General features: G+C 74.1%; 21 protein-coding genes and 1 pseudogene. 10 read left to right on the plus strand and 12 right to left on the minus strand.

Annotated elements, in window-relative coordinates; genetic code table 11:
- Positions 1 to 46: 46 nt before the first annotated feature.
- The 3 genes from ACFUK0_RS07220 to ACFUK0_RS07230 all read right to left on the minus strand — a co-directional run bounded on the left by ACFUK0_RS07220 (position 47) and on the right by ACFUK0_RS07230 (position 3,326).
- Positions 47 to 1,609 carry a DEAD/DEAH box helicase gene (locus ACFUK0_RS07220; RefSeq protein WP_380247102.1) on the minus strand — a complete coding sequence of 521 codons (1,563 nt, stop codon included), beginning with the start codon at positions 1,607 to 1,609 and terminating at the stop codon, positions 47 to 49.
- Between the two features lie 498 nt (positions 1,610 to 2,107).
- Positions 2,108 to 2,311, minus strand: a complete 204-nt coding sequence (locus ACFUK0_RS07225; protein ID WP_034090357.1) for a cold-shock protein — start codon at positions 2,309 to 2,311, stop codon at positions 2,108 to 2,110.
- 280 nt (positions 2,312 to 2,591) lie between these two features.
- Positions 2,592 to 3,326, minus strand: coding sequence for a DUF4230 domain-containing protein (locus ACFUK0_RS07230; protein WP_380247104.1), 735 nt, complete (start codon positions 3,324 to 3,326; stop codon positions 2,592 to 2,594).
- A gap of 289 nt (positions 3,327 to 3,615) precedes the next feature.
- Between ACFUK0_RS07230 and ACFUK0_RS07235 the strand changes: the two genes are divergently transcribed.
- The 5 genes and pseudogenes from ACFUK0_RS07235 (at position 3,616) to ACFUK0_RS07255 (ending at position 7,133) form a co-directional block, all read left to right on the plus strand.
- Positions 3,616 to 4,407, plus strand: coding sequence for a beta-glucanase (locus ACFUK0_RS07235; RefSeq protein WP_380247106.1), 792 nt, complete (start codon positions 3,616 to 3,618; stop codon positions 4,405 to 4,407).
- Between the two features lie 125 nt (positions 4,408 to 4,532).
- A pseudogene (locus ACFUK0_RS07240) lies at positions 4,533 to 4,982 on the plus strand (carbohydrate binding domain-containing protein); the annotation flags it as partial.
- Positions 4,983 to 5,027: 45 nt separating this feature from the next.
- Complete coding sequence (locus ACFUK0_RS07245) at positions 5,028 to 6,089, plus strand: right-handed parallel beta-helix repeat-containing protein (protein ID WP_380247242.1); 1,062 nt, start codon at positions 5,028 to 5,030, stop codon at positions 6,087 to 6,089.
- 159 nt (positions 6,090 to 6,248) lie between these two features.
- A complete protein-coding gene (locus ACFUK0_RS07250; protein WP_380247108.1) occupies positions 6,249 to 6,413 on the plus strand; it encodes a hypothetical protein in 165 nt (54 codons plus the stop codon).
- A 42-nt stretch (positions 6,414 to 6,455) separates the two neighbouring features.
- Complete coding sequence (locus ACFUK0_RS07255; protein WP_380247110.1) at positions 6,456 to 7,133, plus strand: GNAT family N-acetyltransferase; 678 nt, start codon at positions 6,456 to 6,458, stop codon at positions 7,131 to 7,133.
- Between the two features lie 37 nt (positions 7,134 to 7,170).
- Here the strand turns inward: ACFUK0_RS07255 and ACFUK0_RS07260 are convergent, their stop codons facing one another.
- Positions 7,171 to 7,440 carry a GlsB/YeaQ/YmgE family stress response membrane protein gene (locus ACFUK0_RS07260; protein ID WP_380247112.1) on the minus strand — a complete coding sequence of 90 codons (270 nt, stop codon included), beginning with the start codon at positions 7,438 to 7,440 and terminating at the stop codon, positions 7,171 to 7,173.
- A gap of 261 nt (positions 7,441 to 7,701) precedes the next feature.
- Entirely contained in the window at positions 7,702 to 8,751 is a 1,050-nt protein-coding gene (locus tag ACFUK0_RS07265; protein ID WP_380247114.1) for a bile acid:sodium symporter family protein, read from the minus strand.
- Between the two features lie 139 nt (positions 8,752 to 8,890).
- Here ACFUK0_RS07265 and ACFUK0_RS07270 point away from each other — a divergent pair, with 139 nt between their 5' ends.
- Positions 8,891 to 9,574: a GntR family transcriptional regulator gene (locus ACFUK0_RS07270; RefSeq protein WP_380247116.1), complete on the plus strand. Its 684-nt coding sequence runs from the start codon at positions 8,891 to 8,893 to the stop codon at positions 9,572 to 9,574.
- A gap of 96 nt (positions 9,575 to 9,670) precedes the next feature.
- Here ACFUK0_RS07270 and ACFUK0_RS07275 read toward each other — a convergent pair whose 3' ends face one another.
- The gene (locus ACFUK0_RS07275; RefSeq protein ID WP_380247118.1) at positions 9,671 to 10,225 is read right to left on the minus strand and encodes a YceI family protein; all 555 of its coding nucleotides are present in this window, start codon (positions 10,223 to 10,225) and stop codon (positions 9,671 to 9,673) included.
- 595 nt (positions 10,226 to 10,820) lie between these two features.
- Between ACFUK0_RS07275 and ACFUK0_RS07280 the strand changes: the two genes are divergently transcribed.
- The 3 genes from ACFUK0_RS07280 (at position 10,821) to ACFUK0_RS07290 (ending at position 12,820) form a co-directional block, all read left to right on the plus strand.
- Positions 10,821 to 10,898 carry a tryptorubin family RiPP precursor gene (locus ACFUK0_RS07280; protein ID WP_363555679.1) on the plus strand — a complete coding sequence of 26 codons (78 nt, stop codon included), beginning with the start codon at positions 10,821 to 10,823 and terminating at the stop codon, positions 10,896 to 10,898.
- Between the two features lie 83 nt (positions 10,899 to 10,981).
- A complete protein-coding gene (locus ACFUK0_RS07285; RefSeq protein WP_380247120.1) occupies positions 10,982 to 12,028 on the plus strand; it encodes a cytochrome P450 in 1,047 nt (348 codons plus the stop codon).
- Positions 12,029 to 12,127: 99 nt separating this feature from the next.
- Positions 12,128 to 12,820, plus strand: coding sequence for a ribonuclease H (locus ACFUK0_RS07290; RefSeq protein WP_380247122.1), 693 nt, complete (start codon positions 12,128 to 12,130; stop codon positions 12,818 to 12,820).
- Positions 12,821 to 12,901: 81 nt separating this feature from the next.
- Here ACFUK0_RS07290 and ACFUK0_RS07295 read toward each other — a convergent pair whose 3' ends face one another.
- The 4 genes from ACFUK0_RS07295 to ACFUK0_RS07310 form a co-directional block, all read right to left on the minus strand.
- On the minus strand, positions 12,902 to 14,146 hold the full coding sequence (locus ACFUK0_RS07295) for a glycoside hydrolase family 3 N-terminal domain-containing protein (protein WP_380247124.1): 1,245 nt from the start codon (positions 14,144 to 14,146) through the stop codon (positions 12,902 to 12,904).
- A gap of 184 nt (positions 14,147 to 14,330) precedes the next feature.
- Positions 14,331 to 14,765 (minus strand): hypothetical protein, encoded by a 435-nt coding sequence (locus ACFUK0_RS07300; RefSeq protein ID WP_380247125.1) that lies wholly within the window; start codon positions 14,763 to 14,765, stop codon positions 14,331 to 14,333.
- Between the two features lie 80 nt (positions 14,766 to 14,845).
- A complete protein-coding gene (locus tag ACFUK0_RS07305) occupies positions 14,846 to 15,223 on the minus strand; it encodes an MmcQ/YjbR family DNA-binding protein (protein ID WP_380247127.1) in 378 nt (125 codons plus the stop codon).
- 42 nt (positions 15,224 to 15,265) lie between these two features.
- Positions 15,266 to 15,697, minus strand: coding sequence for a DUF3052 domain-containing protein (locus tag ACFUK0_RS07310; protein ID WP_380247129.1), 432 nt, complete (start codon positions 15,695 to 15,697; stop codon positions 15,266 to 15,268).
- A 320-nt stretch (positions 15,698 to 16,017) separates the two neighbouring features.
- On the opposite strand from ACFUK0_RS07310, the gene yidD reads away from it, so the two are divergent.
- Positions 16,018 to 16,560, plus strand: a complete 543-nt coding sequence (yidD, locus tag ACFUK0_RS07315) for a membrane protein insertion efficiency factor YidD (protein WP_380247131.1) — start codon at positions 16,018 to 16,020, stop codon at positions 16,558 to 16,560.
- Between the two features lie 11 nt (positions 16,561 to 16,571).
- Here the strand turns inward: yidD and ACFUK0_RS07320 are convergent, their stop codons facing one another.
- The gene (locus ACFUK0_RS07320) at positions 16,572 to 19,052 is read right to left on the minus strand and encodes a hypothetical protein (RefSeq protein ID WP_380247133.1); all 2,481 of its coding nucleotides are present in this window, start codon (positions 19,050 to 19,052) and stop codon (positions 16,572 to 16,574) included.
- A gap of 175 nt (positions 19,053 to 19,227) precedes the next feature.
- Positions 19,228 to 23,199, minus strand: a complete 3,972-nt coding sequence (gene eccCa / locus ACFUK0_RS07325) for a type VII secretion protein EccCa (protein WP_380247134.1) — start codon at positions 23,197 to 23,199, stop codon at positions 19,228 to 19,230.
- Positions 23,200 to 23,275 lie beyond the last annotated feature (76 nt).

Genomic DNA, 23,275 nt, shown 5'->3' on the forward strand with positions numbered 1-23,275 from the left:
CAGCCACCCGGGTGAGTGGCGGCGGCCGGTCGGGGCCCTGCTGGGCCTAGGCCGCGGGGCCGCTTCGGCGCGGGGCGCCGGAGCGGGAGGCCTGCGAGCTGCTGCGCGGGGGCTGGCCCGAGCGGGCCGGCTGGCCGCTGCGGCCGGCCTGCGAGCTGCGGCTCGGCTGCGAGGTGCGGGTGGCGGTGGCGCCGCGCGAGGGGCCGCCGGAGTAGCTGCGGCCACCGCCGGCGTACGGGCGGCGGCGCGGGCGCTCCACGACCGGGTCCGGCACGGTCACCGGCACGCCGGTGGGCACGTTGGCGCCGGTGATCCGGGTCAGCTCGGCGTCGCCGGACCGCACCTGGACGGAGTTCGGGGTGATCCCGGCGGAGGCCATCATCCGGGCGGTGCCGCGGCGCTGCTTGGGCAGGACCAGGGTGACCACGGTGCCGGACTCGCCGGCCCGGGCGGTGCGTCCGCCGCGGTGCAGGTAGTCCTTGTGGTCGGTCGGCGGATCGATGTTGACGACCAGGTCGAGGCCGTCGATGTGGATGCCGCGCGCCGCGACGTTGGTCGCGATCAGCGCGGTGACCTCGCCGGAGCGGAACTGCTCCAGGGTGCGCGAGCGCTGCGGCTGCGACTTGCCGCCGTGCAGGGCGGCGGCCTTGACGCCGCTGGCGAGCAGCTCCGTCACCAGGCGGTCCGCGGAGTCCTTGGTGTCGGTGAACATGATCACCCCGCCGTCGCGGGAGGCGATGTGGGCGATCGCGCTGTTCTTGTCGTGGTTCTGCACGAACAGCAGGTGGTGCTCCATCGTGCTGACCGTGGCGGTCGACGGGTCCACCGAGTGGGTCACCGGGTCGCGCAGGAAGCGGCGCACCAGGCGGTCGACGTTGCGGTCCAGGGTGGCCGAGAACAGCATGGTCTGGCCGTCCGCCTCCACCTGCTCCAGCAACTCGGTGACCTGCGGGAGGAAGCCCATGTCGGCCATCTGGTCGGCCTCGTCCAGGACGGTCACGGAGACCCCGTCGAGCCGGCAGTCACCGCGCTCGACCAGGTCCTTCAGCCGTCCGGGGGTCGCCACCAGGATCTCGGCGCCACGGCTCAGCTGGTGCGCCTGCTGGCGGATCGGCATGCCGCCGACGACGGTCGCCAGCCGCAGCCGCACGGAGTGCGCGTACGGCGTGAGCGCCTCGGTGACCTGCTGCGCGAGCTCCCGGGTGGGAACGAGCACCAGGGCCAGCGGGCGGTGCGGCTCGGCGCGCCGGCCGGTCGTCCTGGACAGCAGCGCGAGCCCGAAGGCGAGGGTCTTGCCGGAGCCGGTGCGGCCCCGGCCGAGCACGTCGCGCCCGGCCAGCGCGTTCGGCAGGGTGGCGGCCTGGATCGGGAACGGCGCGCTCACCCCGTTGCGGGCCAGGGTCGCGAGCAGCGGTGCCGGCAGCTCCATCTCGGCGAACGAGTCGACGGGCGGCAGCGCCGGCGTGGTGCTGACCGGCATGCTGAACTCGCCCTGCGGGGAGCTGTGCTGGCGGAAGCCGGGGCCGCCGGAGCGGCGCGGGCCGGAGGACGGGCGGCCGCTGGAGCGGGGGGCGGAGCCGGAGTACGGCGGGCGGGCGGAGCGGGTCATGGCGAGAACCTTCCTCGGAGGGCACGTCACGAGGAGGACTCCCGGCATGGAGCCGCGGGAGGCCGCAAGAACGGGCCGGTGGTGTGGAGCGGGGCGTGGGCGGTAGAACCGTGCCGCACGTCACCTGCGGCCGACGCTCGGCGAGAGCGGCGGCGGAACCCCGTACGGCGACTCCTGGCGGCCCTGGGCTCGGCCGTGGCCGAATTGCGGCACCCTCCCGGGCGCGGCGCTGCGCCGGTCTGCGCGGGCCGGGCCGGCTGGTGCGCGGCCCGAGTGCGGTGATCGCGGGAGGGAGGAGCGGAGTCATGCAATAGCGCGGGGAAAGGCGCATGCGAAAACGCGCATGAAGCGCGCGTGAAGCTTGGGTGGCGCAGGTATGACGAAATCATCGGGCCATGTGCGGGCCCGGGCCGTTCACGGGGAAACGGCCAGAGGCCCGTACCGTGCTTGTACACGGTACGGGCCTCTGCTGCAGTGGCAGATGCCGGTGCAGTGAAGTCAGAGGGGGCGAATGTTCTCCGCCTGCGGGCCCTTCTGGCCCTGCGTGACGTCGAACTCAACCTTCTGGCCCTCGAGCAGCTCGCGGAAGCCCTGGGCGTTGATGTTCGAGTAGTGGGCGAACACGTCAGCGCCGCCACCATCCTGCTCGATGAAGCCAAAGCCCTTTTCCGCGTTGAACCACTTCACGGTGCCAGTAGCCATATAAAAATCTCCTTCAGAACTGTACGACGCCCGCCACTTGCGGACCTCGCGTCACTGCTATGATGCCACGCCCGGGGGAAAACCGGGGAAACAAAAATGCGCCTGTCGGTTGTAACCAGCAGGCGCACACAAATTTCATGGGAACCAAAACCGCAACTGAATCGACTGTAGCAGGCTCGGCGCCGCCGCGGGGGATTGCCGGGCCGCGGGATCTTCGCGCGTGTTCCGCCGCGCCGCCCGCACGCGTGGGCGGCGGGCGCGCGGTCGGCGCTCCGTTCGCTCAGTCCGCGACGGTGACGGTCACCGAGGTGAATCCGAGGGACGTCAGCAGCCCCTGGAACATGGTTTTGGTGTTGGCCTCGGCCGAGGCGGTGAGTGCGCTGTCCTTCGCGGCGGTCTGGATCTTGTCGGTGGCGAGAACCTCCAACTGCTGCTGGTTGCCCGGATTGTCGGAGAAGAAATCGCCCAACCGGTCGAAGAATCCGCGTTGTTGCGAGTAGACGTAGGAGCGCTTGACGTCCAGCGCCGTGTCGGCGAGCTGGGCGTGCGGCAGGGTGAGGGTCACCGAACGGCGGTCCGCCGAGACGTCCACCGCCCCCGCCTTCAGCGCGCCGAGGTCGGTGTACGCACCCACCGTGCCGGCCGCCACGTACAGGGTGCGGTTGCCCAGCAGCGCGGACGGCAGGAACTTCGCGTCGTTGTCGAGGTCGATGATCACCTGGAAGTTGCCGGTGGCGCCGGTGTAACGGCTCATGTCCTGTATGGACTTGAGCAGGACGGGCTGGCTGCGGTCGACCTGCCGCTCGGCGAACGGATTCGGCAGGCCGGGCAGCAGGTCGAGCCGGCCTGCCACCAGGAACAGCGCGAGGATCGCGGCCAGCGTGATCGGCAGGCTCAGGTACCAGGGCAGCCGGCGGGCCGGTCTCCGGGCGCTCGGCGCGGGCTCCGGGCCCGGCCCGGTGGTGTCCTCGGCGTCGGCGCGGCGCGCGGAGCGGCCGATTCGGGGGAGTGCCATCGCGGTTGTCCTCCAGTGCTCGCGGCGGAGCCCGGTGCTGCGCCGTGTCACGGTCTTTCTGCCCTGGATCCGCCCGACTATCAAGTGGCTCCGGAAGGACGTGTACTGATGATCGTTCAGCGGGCCTCCCGGGTGCTGTCCGCCGGTGGCGCCCGAGTGCGCGCCGGAGTGAGCCGCCACCGCTCCCGCCGGGAGTCGGCGTCACCCTCGGTTGCGGGCGCGCACGGCGGGCAACAGTCCGGAGGGCCGGATTCCGGCTTCGCCCGGCGCTCGGAAGGGGTGGACAGACATGGTGCGATGGCGCGACATCCGGTCCTGGTTCGGCACGCAGGCGGGCAGGTGGGGGAGGGGCGCGCCGGACACGCCGCCCCCCGTCGCCGACAGCGCCGTCGCCGACGGGGCCGACGGGGCCGCATCGGCTGCGGCCGCCCGGACGGTGTTCACCGCGGACTTCACCTCGGCGCGGCAGTGGATCGCCGGGCGCAGCAGCGCCTACCCGAACATGGGGCCGACCAACCGGGGTGACCACAAGCTGGACCACCTCGTCGCCCAGTACTGCCCCGGCGGGGTGTTCGCCGCGGTCGCCCGCCCCGCCGACACGCTCTGGGACTGCAGTCTGCTCACCACCGAGGGCAGCCCCGACGCGTTCCAGCTCCGCACGGGGGACACCCTGCGGGCCCGGGTGACGCTGCCCGTCGGAGCCGGGGCCTGGCCCGCGATCTGGACCTGGCGGGACGGCCGCAACGAGGTCGACGTCTTCGAGTACCACCCCGACAACCCGAACCTGCTCGAACTCTCCAACCACGTCGGCACCGGCGGCCACCTGTACTGGCGGGACCCGTCCGGCGCGGTGGCGCCGGGCGCGACGGTGGAGCTGCGGACGGTGTTCGGCGCGAGGTCGGTCGACTGGTACGTCAACGGGCGGCGGGTCTACGCCGACGGGCGCGGTGTGGGGGCCGGCTGGCACGCCTATCTCATCGTCAACATGTCGGTGAGTGACGGCACTTACCACCCGAGGCCGTCGGGCCCGGCCGGTACCCGGCTCACCTGGGTGTGCCACGCCCTGACCGTCGAACGCTGAGCGGCGGGCCCTGCGGCGGCGGTCGTCGGGGCCTGCCTCTTGACGGCGGAGTTGGTCTAGTCCACATTGTGTGATCGTTCGTTCCGTGGCCCAGTGTCGAACTCATCCACCCGTGGAGCACCGTCATGCCGCACACCGCCCAGCGCTCCTCCGGCCGCCGGCTCAAGGCGGCTGCCGCCGTCGCCGCCGTGGGCCTGGCCGGTGCCGCGTCCGCGCTCCCCGTCACGTTCGCCGACGCGGCCACGGCGCAACTGCTGGCCAACCCGGGCTTCGAGACGGGAGACCTCAGCGGCTGGACGTGCGCGGGGAGTTCACAGGTGAGCAGCAGCGCACCGCACGGCGGTGGCTACGCGCTCACCTCCGTGCCGGGCGCCCAGGACATCGCGCCGTGCACCCAGAGCGTCGCGGTGCAGCCGGGCACGGCGTACGTGCTGAGCGCCTGGGTCAAGGGCGGCTACGTCCAGCTCTCGGCGGCCGGCACCGGGGTGAGTGCCTCCAACTGGACTGCGGGCACGGCGTGGACGCAGCTCGCCACGAGTTTCACGGCGGGCCCGCAGACCACCCGGGTCACCGTGACGCTCAGCGGCTGGTACGGCAGCGGCGCCGTCGCCGCGGACGACATCGCCCTGACCGGAGCCCCGGGCACCCCGTCGGCCTCGCCGACGGCGACCGCCTCGGCCACCGCAACGGCATCCGCCTCCCCCACGGCGACCGCCTCGCCCACAGCCTCTGCCTCGCCCACAGCTACCGCCTCGCCGACCGCCACCGTCACCCCGACCACCACCCCGACCACCGCTCCGGGGGTCGTCCGGGTCACGACCGGCAAGGAGCTCAAGGCGGCGCTGGCGGCGGCCGCACCGGGCCAGACGATCCAGCTCGCGGACGGCACCTACACCGGCAACTTCACCGCGACCACTCCGGGGACGGCGGACCGCCGGATCACCCTGACGGGATCCGCCGCCGCCGTGCTGACCACGACGACGGGCGGCGGATACGGCCTGTACCTCAACGGGGCGGGCTACTGGACGATCAAGGGGATCACCGTCACCGGCGCGCAGAAGGGCATCGTGACGGACGCCGCCGACCACGTGGTGATCGACTCCGTGACCGTCCGCAACCTGACCATGGAGGGCGTGCACTTCCGGAACTCCAGCAGGTACGGCGTGCTGAAGAACTCCACCATCCGTGACACCGGCAGCCTCGGCGACGGCAAGGGCGAGGGCGTCTACGTCGGTACCGCGAACACCCTGACCGACCGTAGCGACTACGTGCAGATCCTCGACAACGTCATCGGCCCGCGGATCGGCGGGGAGAACGTCGACCTGAAGGAGGGCACGACGGGCGGCCTGGTCTCCGGCAACACCTTCTACGGGGACGGTCTCACGAACAAGAACTTCGACGACTCCTGGGTCGACGTGAAGGGCAACAACTACGTCGTCGAGAACAACACGGGGATCGGCACGCTGAACGACGGCTTCCAGACCCACACCCAGGACCCGGGCTGGGGCTGCGGCACGGTCTTCCGCCACAACGTCTCCGACCTCACCGGCGCGACCGGCGCGGGCCGCTACGCCTTCGACGTCACGAACTACGACGCCCTGTCGTGCCCCGTGACCGTGACCGCCGACAACACCGTCACCGGCGGGGACGGTCTGGTGAACCCGGGAATCCCGGTCGGCTGACCGGCGTCACCAGGTGGCCGCCGGAGTGCGGGTTTACCGTTACCGCCTCGTGACATGACACGCGGCGGTGCCGGCCGGTGCGGGGCGTCGCCCGCGGGAACACTTGTGAGTCCACTCGTACGACCGGGCGAAGAGCGTCGCCCAGAGAGAGGCGGATCCATGTTCGGCCGCAAATCCCGGGGTTCCCAGAACGACGAGGCGCTCGCCGCCCTGATCGCGGACGCCCGCCGCTGGGACGGTGGCCGGCACGCCCGCCGGGCGGAGCAGCCGCTCCCCCTGCGTGACACGACGGCGATGCTCCGGGAGCGCCAGTCCGACCGCTGAACGGCCGCCGTCCGCCGCCGGGCCGCCCGGTACCGTGATCGCATGACGGAGAGCACGAACGACGTTCGGCAGCGGGTGCAGCAGGTGCAGCAGGTGCGGCAGGTGCGGCAGGTGCCGCAGTTGCGGCCGGTCGTCCTGGAGGGTGAGCACGTCCGGCTGGAGCCGCTCGAACAGCGGCACCACGACGGGCTGTGCGAGGCCGTCCGCGACGGCGAACTCTGGAACCTCCAGGTCACCCTGGTCCCGCATCCCCGCGATGTCGCCGGGTTCGTCGAGCAGGCGCTCCAGGCGCGGGCGGCCGGCGATCAGCTGGCGTTCGCGACCGTCGACACCGCCACGGGCCGGGTCGCCGGCTCGACCCGGTTCATGGCCGTCAACCTCCCGTACCGGCGGCTGGAGATCGGTTTCACCTTCCTCGGGCGGTCCTGGCAGCGCACGGCGGCCAACACCGAGGCCAAGCTGCTGATGCTCACCCACGCCTTCGAGGAACTCGGTCTGAACCGCGTCGAGTTCCTCACCGACTTCCGCAACGACACCTCGCGTGCCGCGATCGCCCGCCTCGGTGCGACCCAGGAGGGCGTGCTGCGCAGCCACATGGTGATGCGCGACGGCTTCGTCCGGGACTCCGTGCTCTTCAGCATCACCGCCGCCGAGTGGCCGGCCGTCCGGCAGCGGCTGGTGGCGGCACTCGCACGACGGCGCGGCCCGCACGGGGCGTAGTGCGCCCCGCGCGGGCAGCGCGGTGTCGGGCGGTGGTTCAGCGGGTCGCTCTGCTGCGCCCCCAGGCGGGTGCGACCACGGCGACCAGCAGCACGGCGAAGCCGATCTGCAGCAGGTGGCGCGTCCAGTCGATGCCCGAGGTGTGTGCGACCCCGATCCAGCCGGCCACGGCGTTGCCGAGCCACGCGCCGCCGGCGCCGAGGAGCATGGTCAGCCACCACGGGATGGCCTGCGGTCCGCGCAGGATCAGCTTGGCCAGCATGCCGAGAACGAATCCGATCAGCAGAATCCAGAGCAGTTGGAACACGAGGTCCTCCGGTCCGTCGGCCGTACGGGCAGCCGCCGGGGAAGCGGCGTCCGGTGGGCTGATGTCCGCAGGCGGCCGGCTGTGCCGCGACCGCCTCCGGCACCGCGCCGCTCTGCGGCGTGATCACCAGCATCGCGCGACCGGGCCGTTTCGGCATGTCCAGCCGGGCTGGGCCGGTCGGCCGTACGGTCGGCGCACCTGCGGGCGGGGGCTGCGCACACCGTTCCGGGGCCTTGGTGTCTGCGGCCGGGCGGCGGGTGGTCAGCCGACGGGCTGCGGCGCGGCGGGGTCGGCGGCAGACGGCCGGGCCCCGGCCGGCGGCTGTGCGTCGTCGGCGGCCCAGCGGCGGGACAGCACGGTGCAGACCATCAGCTGGATCTGGTGGAAGAGCATCAGCGGCAGCACCATCAGGGCCACGTCCCCGGCGGTGAACAGTACGGCGGCCATCGGGAGGCCGGCCGCCAGGCTCTTCTTGGAGCCGCAGAAGACGACGGCGATCCGGTCCGCGCGGGGGAACCGCAGCCGCCGCCCCACCCGGTCGGTCAGGGCCAGGGCCACGGCGAGGAGTGCGGTGCAGAACGCGGCGAGCACGAGCAGCTGGAGGGCCGACACCGTGTGCCAGACTCCTGCGGCCACGCCCTCGCTGAAGGCGCTGTATACAACCAGCAGGATCGAACCGCGATCGACCAGCGACAGCGCCGGTCTGTGGGCCGCGATCCAGCCGGCCGTCCAGCGCCGCGACAGCTGCCCGAGCAGGAAGGGCAGCAGCAGTTGCAGCACCAGCGTCAGGACCGATCCCGGGTCCACCCGCACCGTGCCGCCGCCGAGCAGCAGCGAGGCCAGCACCGGGGTCAGCGCGATGCCGACCAGGCTGGAGAACGACGCGGCGCAGACCGCGGCGGCGACGCTGCCCCGGGCGATCGAGGTGAACGCGACCGAGGACTGCACGGTGGACGGCAGCAGGCACAGGAACAGCAGCCCCTTGGCCAGCTCCGGGGTGAGCAGGGGCCGGGCCGCCGCCTCCGCCGCGAGGCCGAGCAGCGGGAACAGCGCGAAGGTGGCCAGCAGGATGGTCAGGTGCAGCCGCCAGTGGCGGGCCCCCTCCAGCGCGGCCCGGGTGGACAGCCGGGCGCCGTAGAGGAAGAACAGCACGGCGACGGCCGCCGTGGTGACGTGGGTGAGCCCGCCGGCGAGGCCGCCGCGGGCCGGGAGCAGCAGGGCGAGGCCCACCGTCGCCAGGATGGCCAGGATGTACGGGTCGAACCCGAGCCGGCCGGCCGTTCGGCGCAGGGGGCTGACGAGGGTCCTCACCGGATGCCGCCTCTCCGTGCGTGGTCGCACCGGCCGCTCCCGGTCGTCGTCGTCAACGCCGCGGGCCGGCCTGTAGTACGTTCGCGGCGTCGATCCTTCGCCGCCTCTCTGCGGTGATTGTATTCAATCGAGGTGGGCGATGGAACACACGGGGACCGAGAGCGCGGGCACGGGACCGGCGGCCGCGCGGAAACTCTCGCTGCAGGCGCTCTGCCGGGCGATCCGCGAGGACGTCATCCGGGGTGTCCACCGACCGGGGCAGCGGCTCACCGAGGAGGCGATGGCGGCTCGCTACGGCGTCTCGCGCGTGCCGGTCAGGGAGGCCCTGCGCACGCTGGAGGCCGAGGGCTTCGTCCAGTCCCGCCCGTACGCGGGGATCGTCGTCGTCGAGCTGGACGACGACGAGGCCGAGGACCTCCTTGAGGTACGGGCCCTGCTGGAGCCGCTGGGCGCCGGCCGGGCGGCCGCGCGCCGCACCCCCGAGCAGCTCGGCCGGCTGAAGGAGCTGCTGCTGCTCGGCGAGGAGGCCATCGAGGCCGGCCGGCTGGACGAGCTGGCGCGGCTGAACAGCCGCTTCCACGAGGTGATCGCCGCCGCCTCGGGCAGCCGGACGCTGAGCCGGCTGGTCACCCAGCTCAGCCAGAAGATCGCCTGGGTGTACTCCGCCGAGCTGCCGCGCCGCGCCGAGGACTCCTGGCGCGAGCACGCGGAGATCGTCGCCGCCGTCGAGCAGGGCGACCCCGAGCGGGCCGCCGCCGTGGTCGCCCGGCACATCGCCGCCGCCCGGAGCGCGTACCGCCGGCGCGGCGCCGCCCAGGGCTGACCCCGGCCCAGGGCTGACCCCGGCCCCGGACGGACGAAGGCCCCGGCAGGCCGGCCCCCGGCGGGGCGGGCCGGCCGGGGCCGGAGCACGCGGCGCTCAGTCCTGCTTGATCGCCGACACCTCGAACGTCAGCACCACCTTGTCGCCGACCAGCACGCCGCCTCCCTCCAGGGCCGCGTTCCAGCTGACCCCGTAGTCCTTGCGGCTGATCGGCACCGAGCCCTCGAAGCCCACCCGGAGGTTGCCGAACGGGTCCCGCGCCGCGCCCTGGTAGGCGAAGTCGATGCTGATCGCCCGGGTGGTCTCCTTGATGGTCAGATCGCCGCCCAGCCGGTAGTGGCCGGCGTCGAGCTGCTCGACGCGCGTGGAGGCGAAGGTGATGTCCGGGAAGGTCGGCGCGTCCAGGAAGTCGTTGGTGCGCAGATGGCCGTCGCGCTGCTCGTTGCGGGTGTCGATGCTGGCGGCCTTGATGATGAGCTTCGCGGACGACTTCGTCGGATCGGTGCCGTCCAGGTGCGCGGTGCCCTCGAACTCCTTGAACGCGCCGCGGACCTTGGTCACCATCGCGTGGCGGGCCACGAAGCCGATCTCGGTGTGGGCCGGGTCGAGCACGTAGTCGCCGGTGAGTCCGGCGAGCGGGATGTCGGTCATAGCGGGCTCCAGACAGGTCGGGGCGGTGCGGCGCGGTGTACACATGGCGGTGCTCCACGCTAGGCAGCGCGCCCCGCACCAGGGCCCAGCCCCGCAGGGGGCGTCCCCCGTCCGGCCGAGTGATCGCCCCCGGGCGCCGCCCGTGCGCTCGGGCGGACTCCTCGGACCGGGGTCGGGGACGGTGTGCGTGGGGTGCCCGAAAGGGCAGACCTAACGTTCGGTCGGTCGGCGAAGCCACCGCAGCGATCTCCGGCAGACGGTCGGCGGGCGCACTCCGTTCACCTCCTCCTCGTCCGAGGCAGCGGGCTGACCAGGGGCGTCGCGTGACCGTCGAGGCCTTACAACCGTCCTTCCCGGCAGGATCGGGCCGAGTGAGGTCATTCGCCTCCTTCCGTCGCAAATCAGGGCGCTGCGGTCGTGAAACCTGTCGGTCCGGCAGTCTGCCGGTGAGCTGCGTCACTTGACGCTGATTTCGTGCCGGGATTCACTTTTTGCGGCGACGGGAAGCAGGTCACCGCATTCGGTGGAATTGTCGCAGCAGCCCGTCAGGCCATTGCACGATTCACCTTGTCCGCCCTCAGTCGGAGGTATTTCCGTGAAGCTCGTCCATTTCGTCAAGAAGGTCATGCCGGAGAAGAGCCTGAAGGCCTACGCGTGGTACCGCTGGGTCTGACCGGGTAGTTCGGCCGCCAGGCCGGAGCCCGGGCGGGTTGTTCCCGCCCGGGCCCCGGCCGCTCACTCCTGGAGCATTCACCCATGCCTGTGTCCAGCAATGACAGGACCGCCCGGGTCACCGTCTTCGCACCGCGGATCGACGAACTTCTGCGCCGATACCGCGGTGCGGACCTCTTCCGCCTGGAGGACGACACCGTCGGCGTGGCCGGCGTCGAACTGACGGACCGCCTGCTCCGCGCCCGTCCGGCCAACGACGCGGAGCGGCCGACCTTCAAGCCCGTCCGGCGGAGGTCAGTCACCCGGGCCGACGCCTCCGCACTCATGCAGGCCGTCTCCGCCGACGTCAGAAACGCGTTGAAAAGGCCCCTGGACGATTCGGTCGACCTGGCCGGAAAATGGCCGCATGCGGCCCACGTCCATCTCCGGGACCTCGTCTTCGGCCACGAGAGTCTTCGGTTCCGAATCCTGGTGGACCGCAGACTGGAACTCACACCGAAACTGACCTGGGCGGCCGTCGCGGCCGGGACGGCAATGCTGAGGAAGCCCGGGGTGGAGATTCCGCTGTCGAATCTCGCGGCACGCGTACTGGACGCCGGTACCTATGACGACCGGCGCTATGCGATGTACCTGTACCGACGGGTGGCCGCGCCGGTCTGCTTCACCGTGTCCGCCCTCGTCACGAACGCGCTCTGGCTGGGGTCGCCCTTCGACGACGGTGTGCCGAACCGGGACATCCTGCTGGAGGCCCTGCGGTTGCTGCCGCCCTCCTGGAACATCCTCCGGGTGGCCTCCCCGGAGTTCCCCGCCGTGGACGACCGGATCGGCGGGCGGGACGACATCCTGATGTTCCCCCTGCTGAGCCACCGGGACCCCCGGCTCTGGGAGGACCCGGACACCTTCCGCCCGCAGCGGTGGGACGGCCTCGATCCCGACCAGCAGCCCGGGTACCTCCCGTTCGGCCACGGGAGCGAGCGCTGCTGGGGGCGGCACCTGGTGATGCCGCTGGCGGAGCGGCTCCTCGACGTCGTGCGCCGGGACGGCCTGGTGGTGAGCCCGGAGCAGACGACCGGGCGGATCGAGCTCGACGGCCTGCTGGAGGTCGCCGGAGTGCGGATGGTCCGGCGGTGACAGGAGAAGGATCGCCGTACGGCCGGGAGCGGGCCCCGGTGGCCGGGCCCCGAGCCGGCGATGCTGGTCGGCGCCGCCGGTGCTGGCATGATCGGGTGCATGGCAGATCGCATCATCGCCGCCTGTGACGGGGCGTGCAAGGGAAACCCGGGGCCGGCCGGATGGGGCTGGGTCATCGCCGACCCCCAGGGCGAGCCGGGCCGCTGGGAGGCCGGCCCGCTCGGGCGGGCGACCAACAACATCGCCGAACTGACGGCTCTTCAGCGCCTGTTGGAGGCCACCGAGCCGGCCGTGCCGCTGGAGGTGCGGATGGACTCGCAGTACGCGATGAAGGCCGTCACCGTGTGGCTGCCGAGCTGGAAGAAGCGGGGCTGGCGCACCGCCGCCGGTACCCCGGTGGCCAACAAGGAACTGGTGACGGCCATCGACGCGCTGCTCGCCGGCCGCACCGTGGACTTCGTCCATGTCGCCGCACACCAGGTCGACGGCGACCGGCTGAACGCCTTCGCCGACCGCGCCGCCAGCGAGGCCGCGCTCACCCAGCGGGCCGCGGGGACGTCGGCCGGCTCCAGCGCCCCGGCCCCCGCAGCCGAGAGCCCGGCGTCGCAGCGGCCCGCCCGCAGCGGATCCAGGGCGGCCGGACCGGGCAGGAACGCGTCGGCGGGTGCCCGGACGCTCAAGGCCAAGTTCCCGGGGACGTGCCGCTGCGGCCGCGCCTACGCCGCCGGTGAATCCATCGCGAAGAACGCCGACGGCTGGGGCCACCCCGCCTGCCGGGAGGCCACCGCCTGAGGCCCGACTCCCCGGCCGGCGCGCCCGGCCGGGTACAGGGCGTCAGAGCAGGGCGCCAGTGCACGGCGTCAGTGCACGGCCTCAGTGCAGGCCGGCCCGGAGGGCGGCCACCCGGTCGGCGGCCGCGGTGAACGCGGCGCGGTCCAGAGCGCCCGTCGCCAGGGCCGCGGCCAGTGCGGCGGCGGCCTGCGTGCCCTGCCCCGGGTCCCGGGCCGAACAGAGCAGCAGGTCCATGCCCGCCGAGGCCGCGGCGACGGCCCGCCGGCCGGTGTCGCCGAAGCCGCTCAGCGCACCGGCCTCCAGGGCGTCGGTGAGGGTGACACCGCCGAAGCCGACCCGGCCGCGGAGCTCCTCCTCCACCACGGCGGGCGACATCCCGGCCGGGCGGTCCGGGTCCAGCGCGGGGTAGACCGCCCAGGACAGCATCACGATCCCGACGCCGGCGTCGACGGCCGCCGGATACGGAGCCTCGTCCACGGTGCGCAGCCTGTCGAGGGCCACCGGCAGGGTCACCGGCCCGGTATCGGTGTTCTGCCCGGCGGGGGCGGATCCCAGCCCCGGGAAGTGCTTGGCGGTCGCCGCCACGCCGGTGTCCTGCTGGGCGGCGATGAAAGTGCTCCCCAGCGCCGAGACGACCGCCGGGTCGGAGCTGTACGAGCGCTCGCTCCGGTCGATGAAGTTGCCGGGCACGTCGTACACGTCCAGGACCGGGGCGAGGTTGACGTTCAGCCCCAGGGCGGCCAGGTTGCGGCCGGCGCCCGTACCGGCCGCGGCCGCCGCGGCCGCCGGATCGGCCGCGAGGCCGATCCGGCGTGCCGACAGGTCCGGCGCGCCGGGCAGTCTGCGGACCACGCCGCCCTCCTGGTCGGTCATCAGCAGCAGCGGCAGCCCGACCGGGCTCTGCTGCTGTGCCTCGCGCAGCTGCGCGACCACCGAGGCGAGCTGCTCCGGGGTGGAGACGTTCTCACCGAAGAAGATCACTCCGGCGGCGCGCCCCGCGCGGATCTCCCCGAGCAGGGCGGGGGGCGGGACCAGGCCCGGGTAGGAGTAGACCACCCGTCGGCCCGCGAGCTGCTCGGGCGTCGGCTCCGCCTGCGGGTCCGCCGTCGGACCGGGCGCGGGCGTCGGCGACGGCGGGCTCGCGCTGGGGCTCGCGGTCGGCACCGGCGACACCTCCGGGATCGGGGCCGCCGAGGACGAGCCATGCGGCCGGGCCGACGCCGTGCCGGTGCCGGTGCCCGTGTCCGGGACGGGTGCGGGACCGGGGGCGCAGGAGGCCAGCAGGAGGGTGAGGACGGGAACGACCCATCGGGCCCGCAGCGACACGGCGGTTCCTCCTCTGCCGCTGCTCCGGCGGCCGTCACGGGCACCATGACGACCGCGGGGTGGGCCGCGCTCGCCGATCCCCTTCACGCTACGCGCCGGTCGCCGCTTTGTACCCGAACCCGTGCGCGACCCACCGCGGGCCGCCCGCGGGCCACGCGTTCGGACGAAGTCCTGCCACGCCTCGCTACGCCCGGGGGAGCAGCCGTGCCGTGATCGGGCCGCGGACACCGTCCCGCTGGAACCAGACCTCCCGGCGCTCCGCCCCTATGTGCGCGGGGGAGACGACGTAGAGGTCGTCCGGCGGCGCGCTCTCGTTGCCGGGCGCGAGGGCGGCGTCCGTGGCCTGGGCCGCGAGCGCGCCCAGCAGGGCGAGGACGGTGGCATCGATCGCGTCCGGTGAGATCGCGAGTGCCGCCAGCGCCTCCCACAGCTCGGTGCTCACGAACGTGACGGGGGAGTGGCCGAGGGACGGGTGGGGGCGCGGGTCCGTGTGCCCGCGCAGGCCGGCGTGCGGCGCGGCGGGCGGCGTGGCGTGCGGTGCGGCCGGCAGGGCGAGGCGTCCGCCGGGGGCCCCGCGGTCCGGCGGTACGCCGAGGGCGACCTGCAGATCGAAGCTCATGGCTGGTCACGGTAGTACCAACAGCCCTGGTCGGCGCAATGCCCGTGCATCCGGGGCGCCGGCCGGGGCCGGCGGCGGGACTACTCGGCCCGGGAGCCCGGCCAGTCCAGGACGAGGCGCTGGGAGCGGGGCAGGGCCGCGACGATCAGGTCGTAGGAGTCCTCGATCATGTCGAGCACCAGCCGGTCGGGCAGCGAGCCGTCCAGGGTGACGGTGTTCCAGTGCCGCTTGTTCAGGTGGTACCCGCCGACGATCGCCGGGTGCTGCGCGCGCAGCCGTACGGCCAGGTCGGGGTCGCACTTCAGGCTGACCGTCAGGGGCTGCGCGGTCAGGACGGTGAGGGCGAAGATCTTGCCGCCGACCTTGAACGTGGACACCTCGGGAGCCCGGCCGAACGGAAACTGCTCCTCGCTGCCGTTGAGGGCGAGGCAGGCGGCCTTGAGCTCGTCGGGGGTCATGGAGTCAGTATGCGGGGCGGCCCCGGGACGGCCTGGCGCGGGCTACCGGCGCCCGGAGCGCGGCGTGACGAGGCGGGTGCCGCCCCAGTTCACCCCGGTGCTGAGGGACTTGGTCTGCGACAGCCCGGCCGTCTGGGCGGCCTCGCTGATCTCGCTGCCCTCGATGTAGCCCTCACGTCCGGTCTTGGGGGTGAGCAGCCAGATCAGTCCGCCGTCCTCGATCAGCCCGATGGCGTCCACCAGTGCGTCCGTGAGGTCGCCGTTGTCCTCGCGGAACCACAGCAGGACGGCGTCGGCGAGGTCGTCGTACTCCTCGTCCACCAGGTCCTGGCCGGTGACCTCCTCGATCGCCTCGCGCAGTTCGAGGTCGCAGTCGTCGTCGTAGCCGATCTCCTGCACGACCTGGCCCGGCTGGAACCCGAGCCGGGCGGCCGGATTGCTCCGCTCCTGCGCGTGGTCGTCGGTCGTCGTCAACACAGCCTCCTCGTTGGTCCTGCCCTGCCCACTGTCGCGCCGGGTGCTGCGCCCACGATCGCCCAGCGGCGGCCCGATGCACGGCAGGCTCCAGTGGTGTCACCGGATCGGGCGAGCGCGGATGCCGCTCGTCCGCCCCCGTCGGCCCCGGTCCGGGCCGGTTCGTCCCCGGTCCGGACCGTGAACGGTGCCCCGGCCGGGCGGCGGGAACCGGCCGGTCCGCCGCTGTCGTCCGAGTGCCCGAGAGCTGGTTCCGGCCGTGCCGCCCCCGGGTGGCTGTCGCAGGCCGGGCTGGAACCGAAGGGGGAGGTCGTTCAGCCGTGTCCCAGTACGACGTGAACGGTGGCGGGCAGGCAGGGCCGTCGAGGCGGCCCGGGCCGGCCTGGTGGTGGCTGCCGGAGCAGGAGCGGCGGCGCCGCAAGGAGCAGCGGCGTGCCTGGCGGCAGCGGAGCAGGCAGCGCCCGACCGGGAAGCGTGACCGTGACTGCTGCGACGGCTGCGACTGTCTCGGGGAGCTGGCCGACCCCTGCATGATCGCACTGCTCCCCGCGGTGTTCGCCGCCGCGCTGAAGGCGGCGGCCGGTGCGGCCCCGGGCCGACGGGGTGTCCGTGCCGCCGACCCGGCGGCGCCCGTTCCGGACGGCGTCGTCGCGGCCGGGCTGTACGGCGCGGTGCGGTACTACCGCGCCAGGATCAGCCCGCGCCGGGCGCCCTGCTGCCCGTACACGCCGTCCTGCTCGACGTACGCGGTGCAGGCGCTGCACCGGCACGGTGCGCTGCGCGGTGCCCGGCTGACGGCGGGGCGGCTGCTGCGCTGCCGTCCGGGGACGGCGGGCGGGGCCGATCCGGTGCCGCCGCGCTGAGGGAGCCGGTCTCAGAGCAGGGCGACGCCCGGGGTGAGCAGGTAGCGCTCCGGGCGGTCCGTCGGGCGGTGGTTCGCCGGGGCGAGATCCCGGCGGGCCAGCCAGGCGGTCAGCCGCAGCCGGGCCTGCCGGTCGCGGTCACCGAGGTGGCCGGCCTCCGACTCCTCCGCGCCGGGGTGGGCGATCTCGCGGAGCAGGATCCGGGTGGGGCGGCCCTCGCCCGCGGGCAGCAGGTCGATGACGGAGAACCGGGAGCCGGGCGGGAAGACCACCTCGGGCTCGCCGGTGTCGGCGAACGCGGCCGTCCTGCGGCCGGTGGCGGACCACACCACGAACTCGACGGCGGCGCCCAGCTCGACGTCGTGGGCGGGCAGGCCCACCACCGGCGCCGGTTCGGTCAGTTCGGCCCCCGGCCGGTAGTGCTCCAGCTCCTCCGGACCGGGATCGGCGCCGAGCAGCACCGCGCCGTGGTGGCTCGGCAGCCGGCGCAGCCCCGAGCCCAGGCAGGCGAGGAACGAGTCCAGCGGCCCCGGGCCGGGGCGGCGCGCCGCCTCGACCAGCTCGGTGCGGGAGACCGGGACCCCGCTGTCCGCGTGGTGCAGGAACACGGCAGCCAGGTCGGTCCTCAGGTCCTCCCGGGGGGCGGACCGCAGCGCGGGGAGCCGCATCGCGACCTGGTCGGCCCGGCTCGCACACCGCTGGTAGTGGACGCCCAGCAGCTCCTTGAACGCGGCCTGCTCCTGCGCGGTGCTCGGCCGGGCGGGGCCCCCGGGGGCATCGGTGGCGAACGCCCGGGCAGCCCGGGATCCGGCGACAGGGTCGGGGTCGGGGTCGGGGCCGGGTTCGGGTTCGGGTGCGGGTTCGGGTGCGGGAACCGGCGCCGGCTCGGGAACCGGCTCAAGGACGGGCACGGGCGACGGCTCGGGAACCGGCTCAAATACGGGCTCGGACGACGGCACGGGTTCGGGCTCGGGCTCGGCGACCGGCCCGGGCACGGGTTCGGGCGCGGCCTCGGCGGGCTCCCGGTCCAGCCAGTCGAGGTCGTACAACTTCGCGACGAAGCGGGCGACGCCCTCGGAGACCTCGTCCGCCTCGCCGTTGACCAGCAGGGCGGGCCCGGTCTCGCCGACCAGGGCGAGGGCGCGCAGGATCTCGCCGAGGCCGGCCCAGACGTCGGACGGCACCGGCTCGCGCCGGCAGCCGACGATCAGCCGGAGCCGGTCCGGGTCAGGTGTGGCGTGCCGGGGCGAGGTGTCCCGGAGCGGGCCTTCGGGGCGCAGCCACAGGCCGGCCGGCACGGCCTCCAGTTGCCAGCCCGGCAGGGCGTCGAAGACCGCCGGGCCCGAGGGCGCCAGGCCGGGCGGAGCGCTGCGCCAGCCGGTCGCGACCACGCGGCGCCGGGCGGCGGAGGCGGTGAACTCGGTCAGCCACGGTTCGCGGGCCGGGGTGCCGAAGGCGTCCAGGAGCCGGCACGAGTAGCCGTCGGCGGTCCGTACCGGGAGGCCGACGGCCGCGCGGACGTCGCACTGCAGCTCCTCCGCGAGCGCGGCGGCCAGCCTGGTGAGGGAGGCGGTGTCCGTCCACGGGGCGCTCAGCAGCGGTTCGGCCGGGGCGGCCGCGAGCAGGTGGCGGACGGTGCCGGCCAGTTGGCCGGCCACGGGCAGCGGCGCTCCCGGCCGGCCGACCACGAGGAGCAGGGTGGCATGGTCGGCGGCGGCGCCGTCCAGCGCCGCCGGGTGGGGGCCGTCCGGGCCGGTCCGGAGCCAGAAGCCGCCCGGCAGCCGGCTCACCACGGCGTCACCGGGGCCGGTCGGCGGGAGCGGCGGCAACACCGCCGCCGGTTGCGGTTGCGGTTGCGGTTCCGGGTCCGCTGCCGGAACGGGAACCGGGGCGGGCCGCTCGACCCCGGCGGGCGGCGGCCAGAGCGGGCCGAGCGGCCGGGCGCCTCCGGTGGGCGGGCAGAGCCACCAGGACGCGGCGGGGCCGTCCTTCGGCCCGGACGTCAGCAGGGTGCCGTCCGCGCGCAGGGTGACGACCCCGTCCGGGGCGGCGACCGGCAGACCGGCCAGTTCGGCGAGCTGTTCGGCGGGCCGGCGACCGGTAGCCGGCGGCGCGGCGAGGCCGGAGGCGGCGAGGACGAGGGTGCCGGCGCCCCGGGCGACCGCCGTCCGGGCCAGTTCGGCGAGCCGGTCGAGCAGCACGGTCGCGGCGCCGGGCGAGGCGGCGAGCACGATCAAGCAGCGGGCGTCCGGCCGCAGTGCCGCCAGGGCGGCGGCGAGCCCCGGCGGCAGGTCCGCACCGGCGCCCGCCGCCCCCGGGGCGATCACGAAGTGCGGGCCGGCCCGGTGCAGGGCGGCCGGCGCGTCCTCGGCCGGCCCGGCGCCGGAACCCCGGTCGGGGCCGCCGAGCCGGCGGCCGAGCTTGCGCCACCGCCGGCCGTCGCCGCCGCTGTCGCCGTCCCGGCCGTCGTCGCCCTGCGATGGTGTGGTCAACGCTCTCCCTACGGCCGCCGGCGCGGGCCGGTGCGACCCGGCTGCGGCGCCGCGTCCGGAGGACCGCTGCGCCTGCGACATCGTCCTGTCCTGTTCCGGCCCGCTCCGCGTGCGCGGCCGGGCCCCACCCCGCTATACGGTCGGGGCCCCGGCCGGGGTTCAGCCGGGGCCGGCGCTACGCCTCCTCCCCGGCGGCCACCGTCGCGCTCTGCACCTGGACGGTCCGGCGCCGGGTGATGTACAGGCCGCGCCCGGCGGGGAGTTCGCGCGGTTTGACGTTGCCGAACAGGAATCCCTCGCTCGGCGGGCAGGAGAGCAGCAGCACGGGGGTGTTGACCTCCTGGAGCCTGCGCAGCAGGGCGTCGGAGCTCGCCCGGCCGATGCCGTTGGCGCTGCGTGCGACGATCAGGTGCAGGCCCAGTTCGGCGCCCTGCGCGAGGTGGTCGAGCAGAGCGGCGAACGGGTGATTCGCGCCGGGGGAGCCGGACACCAGCTCGTAGTCGTCGACCACGATGAACAGTTCGGGCCCCTGCCACCAGTCGCGGAGCTTCAGCTGGGCCGGCGTGAGGTCCGGCCCCGGCAGCCGGTTGGCCATCGCCCGGGCCGCGCCGTCCACGATCTGCCGCAGGACGTCCACGGCGACGGCGTGGCCGAGCCGGTACTCCTCGGGGACGGCCTCCTGCAGCTCGCGGCGGTAGTCGACCAGCATGATCCGCGCCTGGTCGGGGGTGTAGGCGGTGGTGACGGCGGCCGTGACGAGCTTGAGCAGGTTGGTCTTGCCCGCCTCGCTGTCACCGACCACCAGCAGGTGCGGGGACTCCTCGAAGTCGTGCCAGAGCGGCGAGATCGTGGTGTCCTGCAGCCCGAGCGGGATCCGCAGCCGGCCCTCGGGCGCCGGCAGTGTGGCGGCGTCCACGGTGAGCGGCAGCATCCGGACCTCGGGCGCGCGCGGGCCGCTCCAGTGGTCGGCGATCGCGTCGACCAGGTCGGCCACGCCCTCGCCGAGGTCGTCGGTGCCGCTCCCGCCGTCGGCCCGGGGGAGGGCGGTGAGGAAGTGCATCTCGTCGCCGGTCAGGCCCCGGCCCGGGGCCTTGGGGACCTTGCCGGCCGCCCGCATGTTGATGGCGGAGTCGACCGGGTCGCCGAGCCGCAGTTCGAACCTGGTGCCCAGCAGGTCGCGCAGGGCGCTGGTGACCTCGCCCCAGCGGGTGGTGCCGACGATCAGGTGGATGCCGTAGTTGAGGCCGCGCTGCGCGATCAGGGTCAGCGCGGGCGCGAGGTCGGCGAACTCCTGGCGGACGGTGTTCCAGCCGTCGATGACCAGGAAGACGTCGCCGTGCCGCTCCTCGGCCAGTTCGCCGGCCGCCCGGCGCCGCCGGAACGCGCCGATCGAGTCCAGGCCGAGCTCGGCGAACCGCTTCTCGCGGTGCGCCAGCACGGCGTTGACCTCGGCGACGGTGCGCAGCACCCGCTCGGGGTCGTGCCGGCCGGTGATGCCGCCGACGTGCGGCAGCCCGCGCAGCGAGGAGAGCGTGCCGCCGCCGAAGTCCAGGCAGTAGAACTGAACCTCGCGCGGGGTGTGGGTGAGGGCGAGGGCGGTCATCAGGGTGCGCAGCAGGGTGCTCTTGCCGCTCTGCGGGCCGCCCGCGATGCCGATGTGGCCGCCGGCGGCCGAGAGGTCCGCCGTGAGCAGGTCGCGGACCTGCTGGAACGGGCGGTCGATGACGCCGACCGGCACCTTCAGCGTGCCGCGCCCGGCGCCGCTCTCGGTGGTGAAGCCGTGCTCGGGGTGCGGGGCGAGCGGCGGCAGCAGTTCGTCCAGGGTGGGCGGGACGTCCAGCGGGGGCAGCCACACCTGGTACGCGGGCGGGCCGGCGTCGGTCAGCTTGGCGGCCGCGATGTCCAGCAGCGTGCCGCTCTCCTCGGCGGCGGGCTCCTCGGCCGCCGGCTGCTCGCCGGCCGGGGGCAGGGCGGGGGCGACGTACTCGGTGTCGTAGGGGCGCACCTGACCGGCCACCACCTCCTGGCGGGCGGCGCGGCGCCGAGCCCGGTAGGGGCCGGAGACGTACGCGGCCTTGAACCGGGTGAGGGTGGAGATGTCGCTGCGCAGGAACCCGTTGCCGGGCTGCGAGGGCAGCTGGTAGGCGTCGGGCACGCCGAGCACGCCGCGGCTCTCCATCGCGGAGAAGGTGCGCAGGCCGATCCGGTAGGACAGGTGGGACTCCAGCGCGTGCATCCGGCCCTCGTCCAGGCGCTGCGAGGCGAGCAGCAGGTGCACGCCGAGCGAGCGGCCGAGCCGGCCGATCATGATGAAGAGGTCCATGAAGTCGCGGTGCGCGGCCAGCAGTTCGCTGAACTCGTCGACCACCACGAACAACGTGGGCATCGGCTCCAGCGGGGTGCCGGCCGCGCGGGCCGTCTCGTAGTCCAACAGCGAGCTGTAGTTGCCGGCCGCCCGCAGCAGCTCCTGGCGGCGGACGAGCTCGCCGTGCAGGGCGTCGCGCATCCGGTCGACCAGCGAGGCCTCGTCGGCCAGGTTGGTGATCACCGCGGAGGTGTGCGGCAGTCGGTCCAGGCCGAGGAAGGTCGCGCCGCCCTTGAAGTCGACCAGGACGAAGTTCAGCACCTCGGAGGAGTGCGTGACGGCGAGCGCCAGCACCAGCGTGCGCAGCAGCTCGGACTTGCCGGAGCCGGTGGCGCCGATCAGCATCCCGTGCGGGCCCATGCCGCCCTGTGCGGACTCCTTGATGTCCAGTTCGACGGGTGTGCCGTCGGCGGCGAGCCCCAGCGGCACCCGCAGCCGGTCGGCGATGCCGCGCCGGGCCCAGGCCTCGGCGACGTCGTACCGGTGCAGGTCGGGGATGCCGAGCAGGGAGGTGAGGTCGAAGTCGGCGTCGAGCGGCTCGCCGGCGTCGGTCGTCGAGCCGATCCGGTGCGGCGCCAGCAGGGCGGCCGTCCGGCGGGCGGCGGCCACCGACAGGGCGTCGGGGCGGCCGAGCGCCGTGTTCTCGTCCCGGTGGTTGCGGTCGGCGCCGACCATGGCGAGCGCGCCGTCCTCGATCAGCAGCCGCAGCCGGTAGCGGGACGGCTTCCACTCCAGGGTGTCGCCGAGGTCGAGGAGGGTGGCGTTGCGGTAGCCGGCCAGCGCGGCCCGGGCGGCGGCGGGCACCTTCGGGCCGTCCAGCACGATGACGGTGTACGGCTCGTCCCGGCTCGGCCGGCTGTCCGGCTCGTACGGCGGACGCGCGGCGAACTCCGTGCCGAGCAGCTGCTCGACCTCGGTCAGCGAGCCCGCCACCAGCCGCACCGGCCCCGCACCGTCGGTCTCGGTGGGGTGCAGCGCGTGCGGCAGCCACTTCGTCCACTCCCAGTGCGCGCGGCCGGCCGCGTCGGTGACCACCGCGACCCGCAGTTCGTCGGGCGCGTGGAACAGCGCCAGCTGCACCACCATCGCGCGGGCCAGCGCCCGCGTCCGGGTGTCGTCCTCACCGCGCAGCAGCACCTGGGCGTAGCCGCGCAGGTACACGGCGACCGGCTGGTCCGCGACGGTGCCGTAGGCGTGGATGAAGCGACGCAGGGCGTGTGCGCAGAGCGGCTCCAGGTCCTCGACCGGCTTGGTGGTCAGCGGCGCCAGCCGCACGGCGAGGCGCTGCGGGCCCGTCCCGATCCGGACGTCGCCGAAGTCCGGGTGCGAGCTGCGGCGCTCCCACAGGCGCGAGGTGCGCACCAGCGAGGCCAGCGCGGTCGGGTGGGGGTGGCGCCAGGCCAGTGCCTCCTGCTGGCGCACGACGTGGCCGCGGACCTGACGGCGGATCTGCGAGAGGTAGCGCAGGTAGTCCCGCCGCTCGGCGCGCAGCGCGGCCTTGCGGTCGCTGGCGCCGCGGATCAGCTGGGTCACCAGCATGCCGACGGCGGACAGCCCCATCATGCCCATCGCGACGTACGTCAGGATCCCGCCGCCGTCGCCCGGGCGCAGGAAGATCATCACCATCGAGAGCGAGCTGAGCGCCATCGGGGCCATCGCGATCATGCCCGACATGCCGCTCTGCGCCTCGGGCAGGCTGGGCGGCTCCTGCAACTGGATCTCGCCGTCCGGCATCTCCGGGCCCGGACGCCGGGCGGGACGGTTGACCAGCACCACGCTCAACGCACAGCTCCTCGCGACACAGGACGGCCGGGACGCTCGGTGCCGGACCGGGAAGGTGCGGGCGGGTCGTCCCCAC

The organism is Kitasatospora sp. NPDC057223, assembly GCF_042669755.1.
Taxonomy (GTDB): Bacteria; Actinomycetota; Actinomycetes; order Streptomycetales; family Streptomycetaceae; genus Kitasatospora.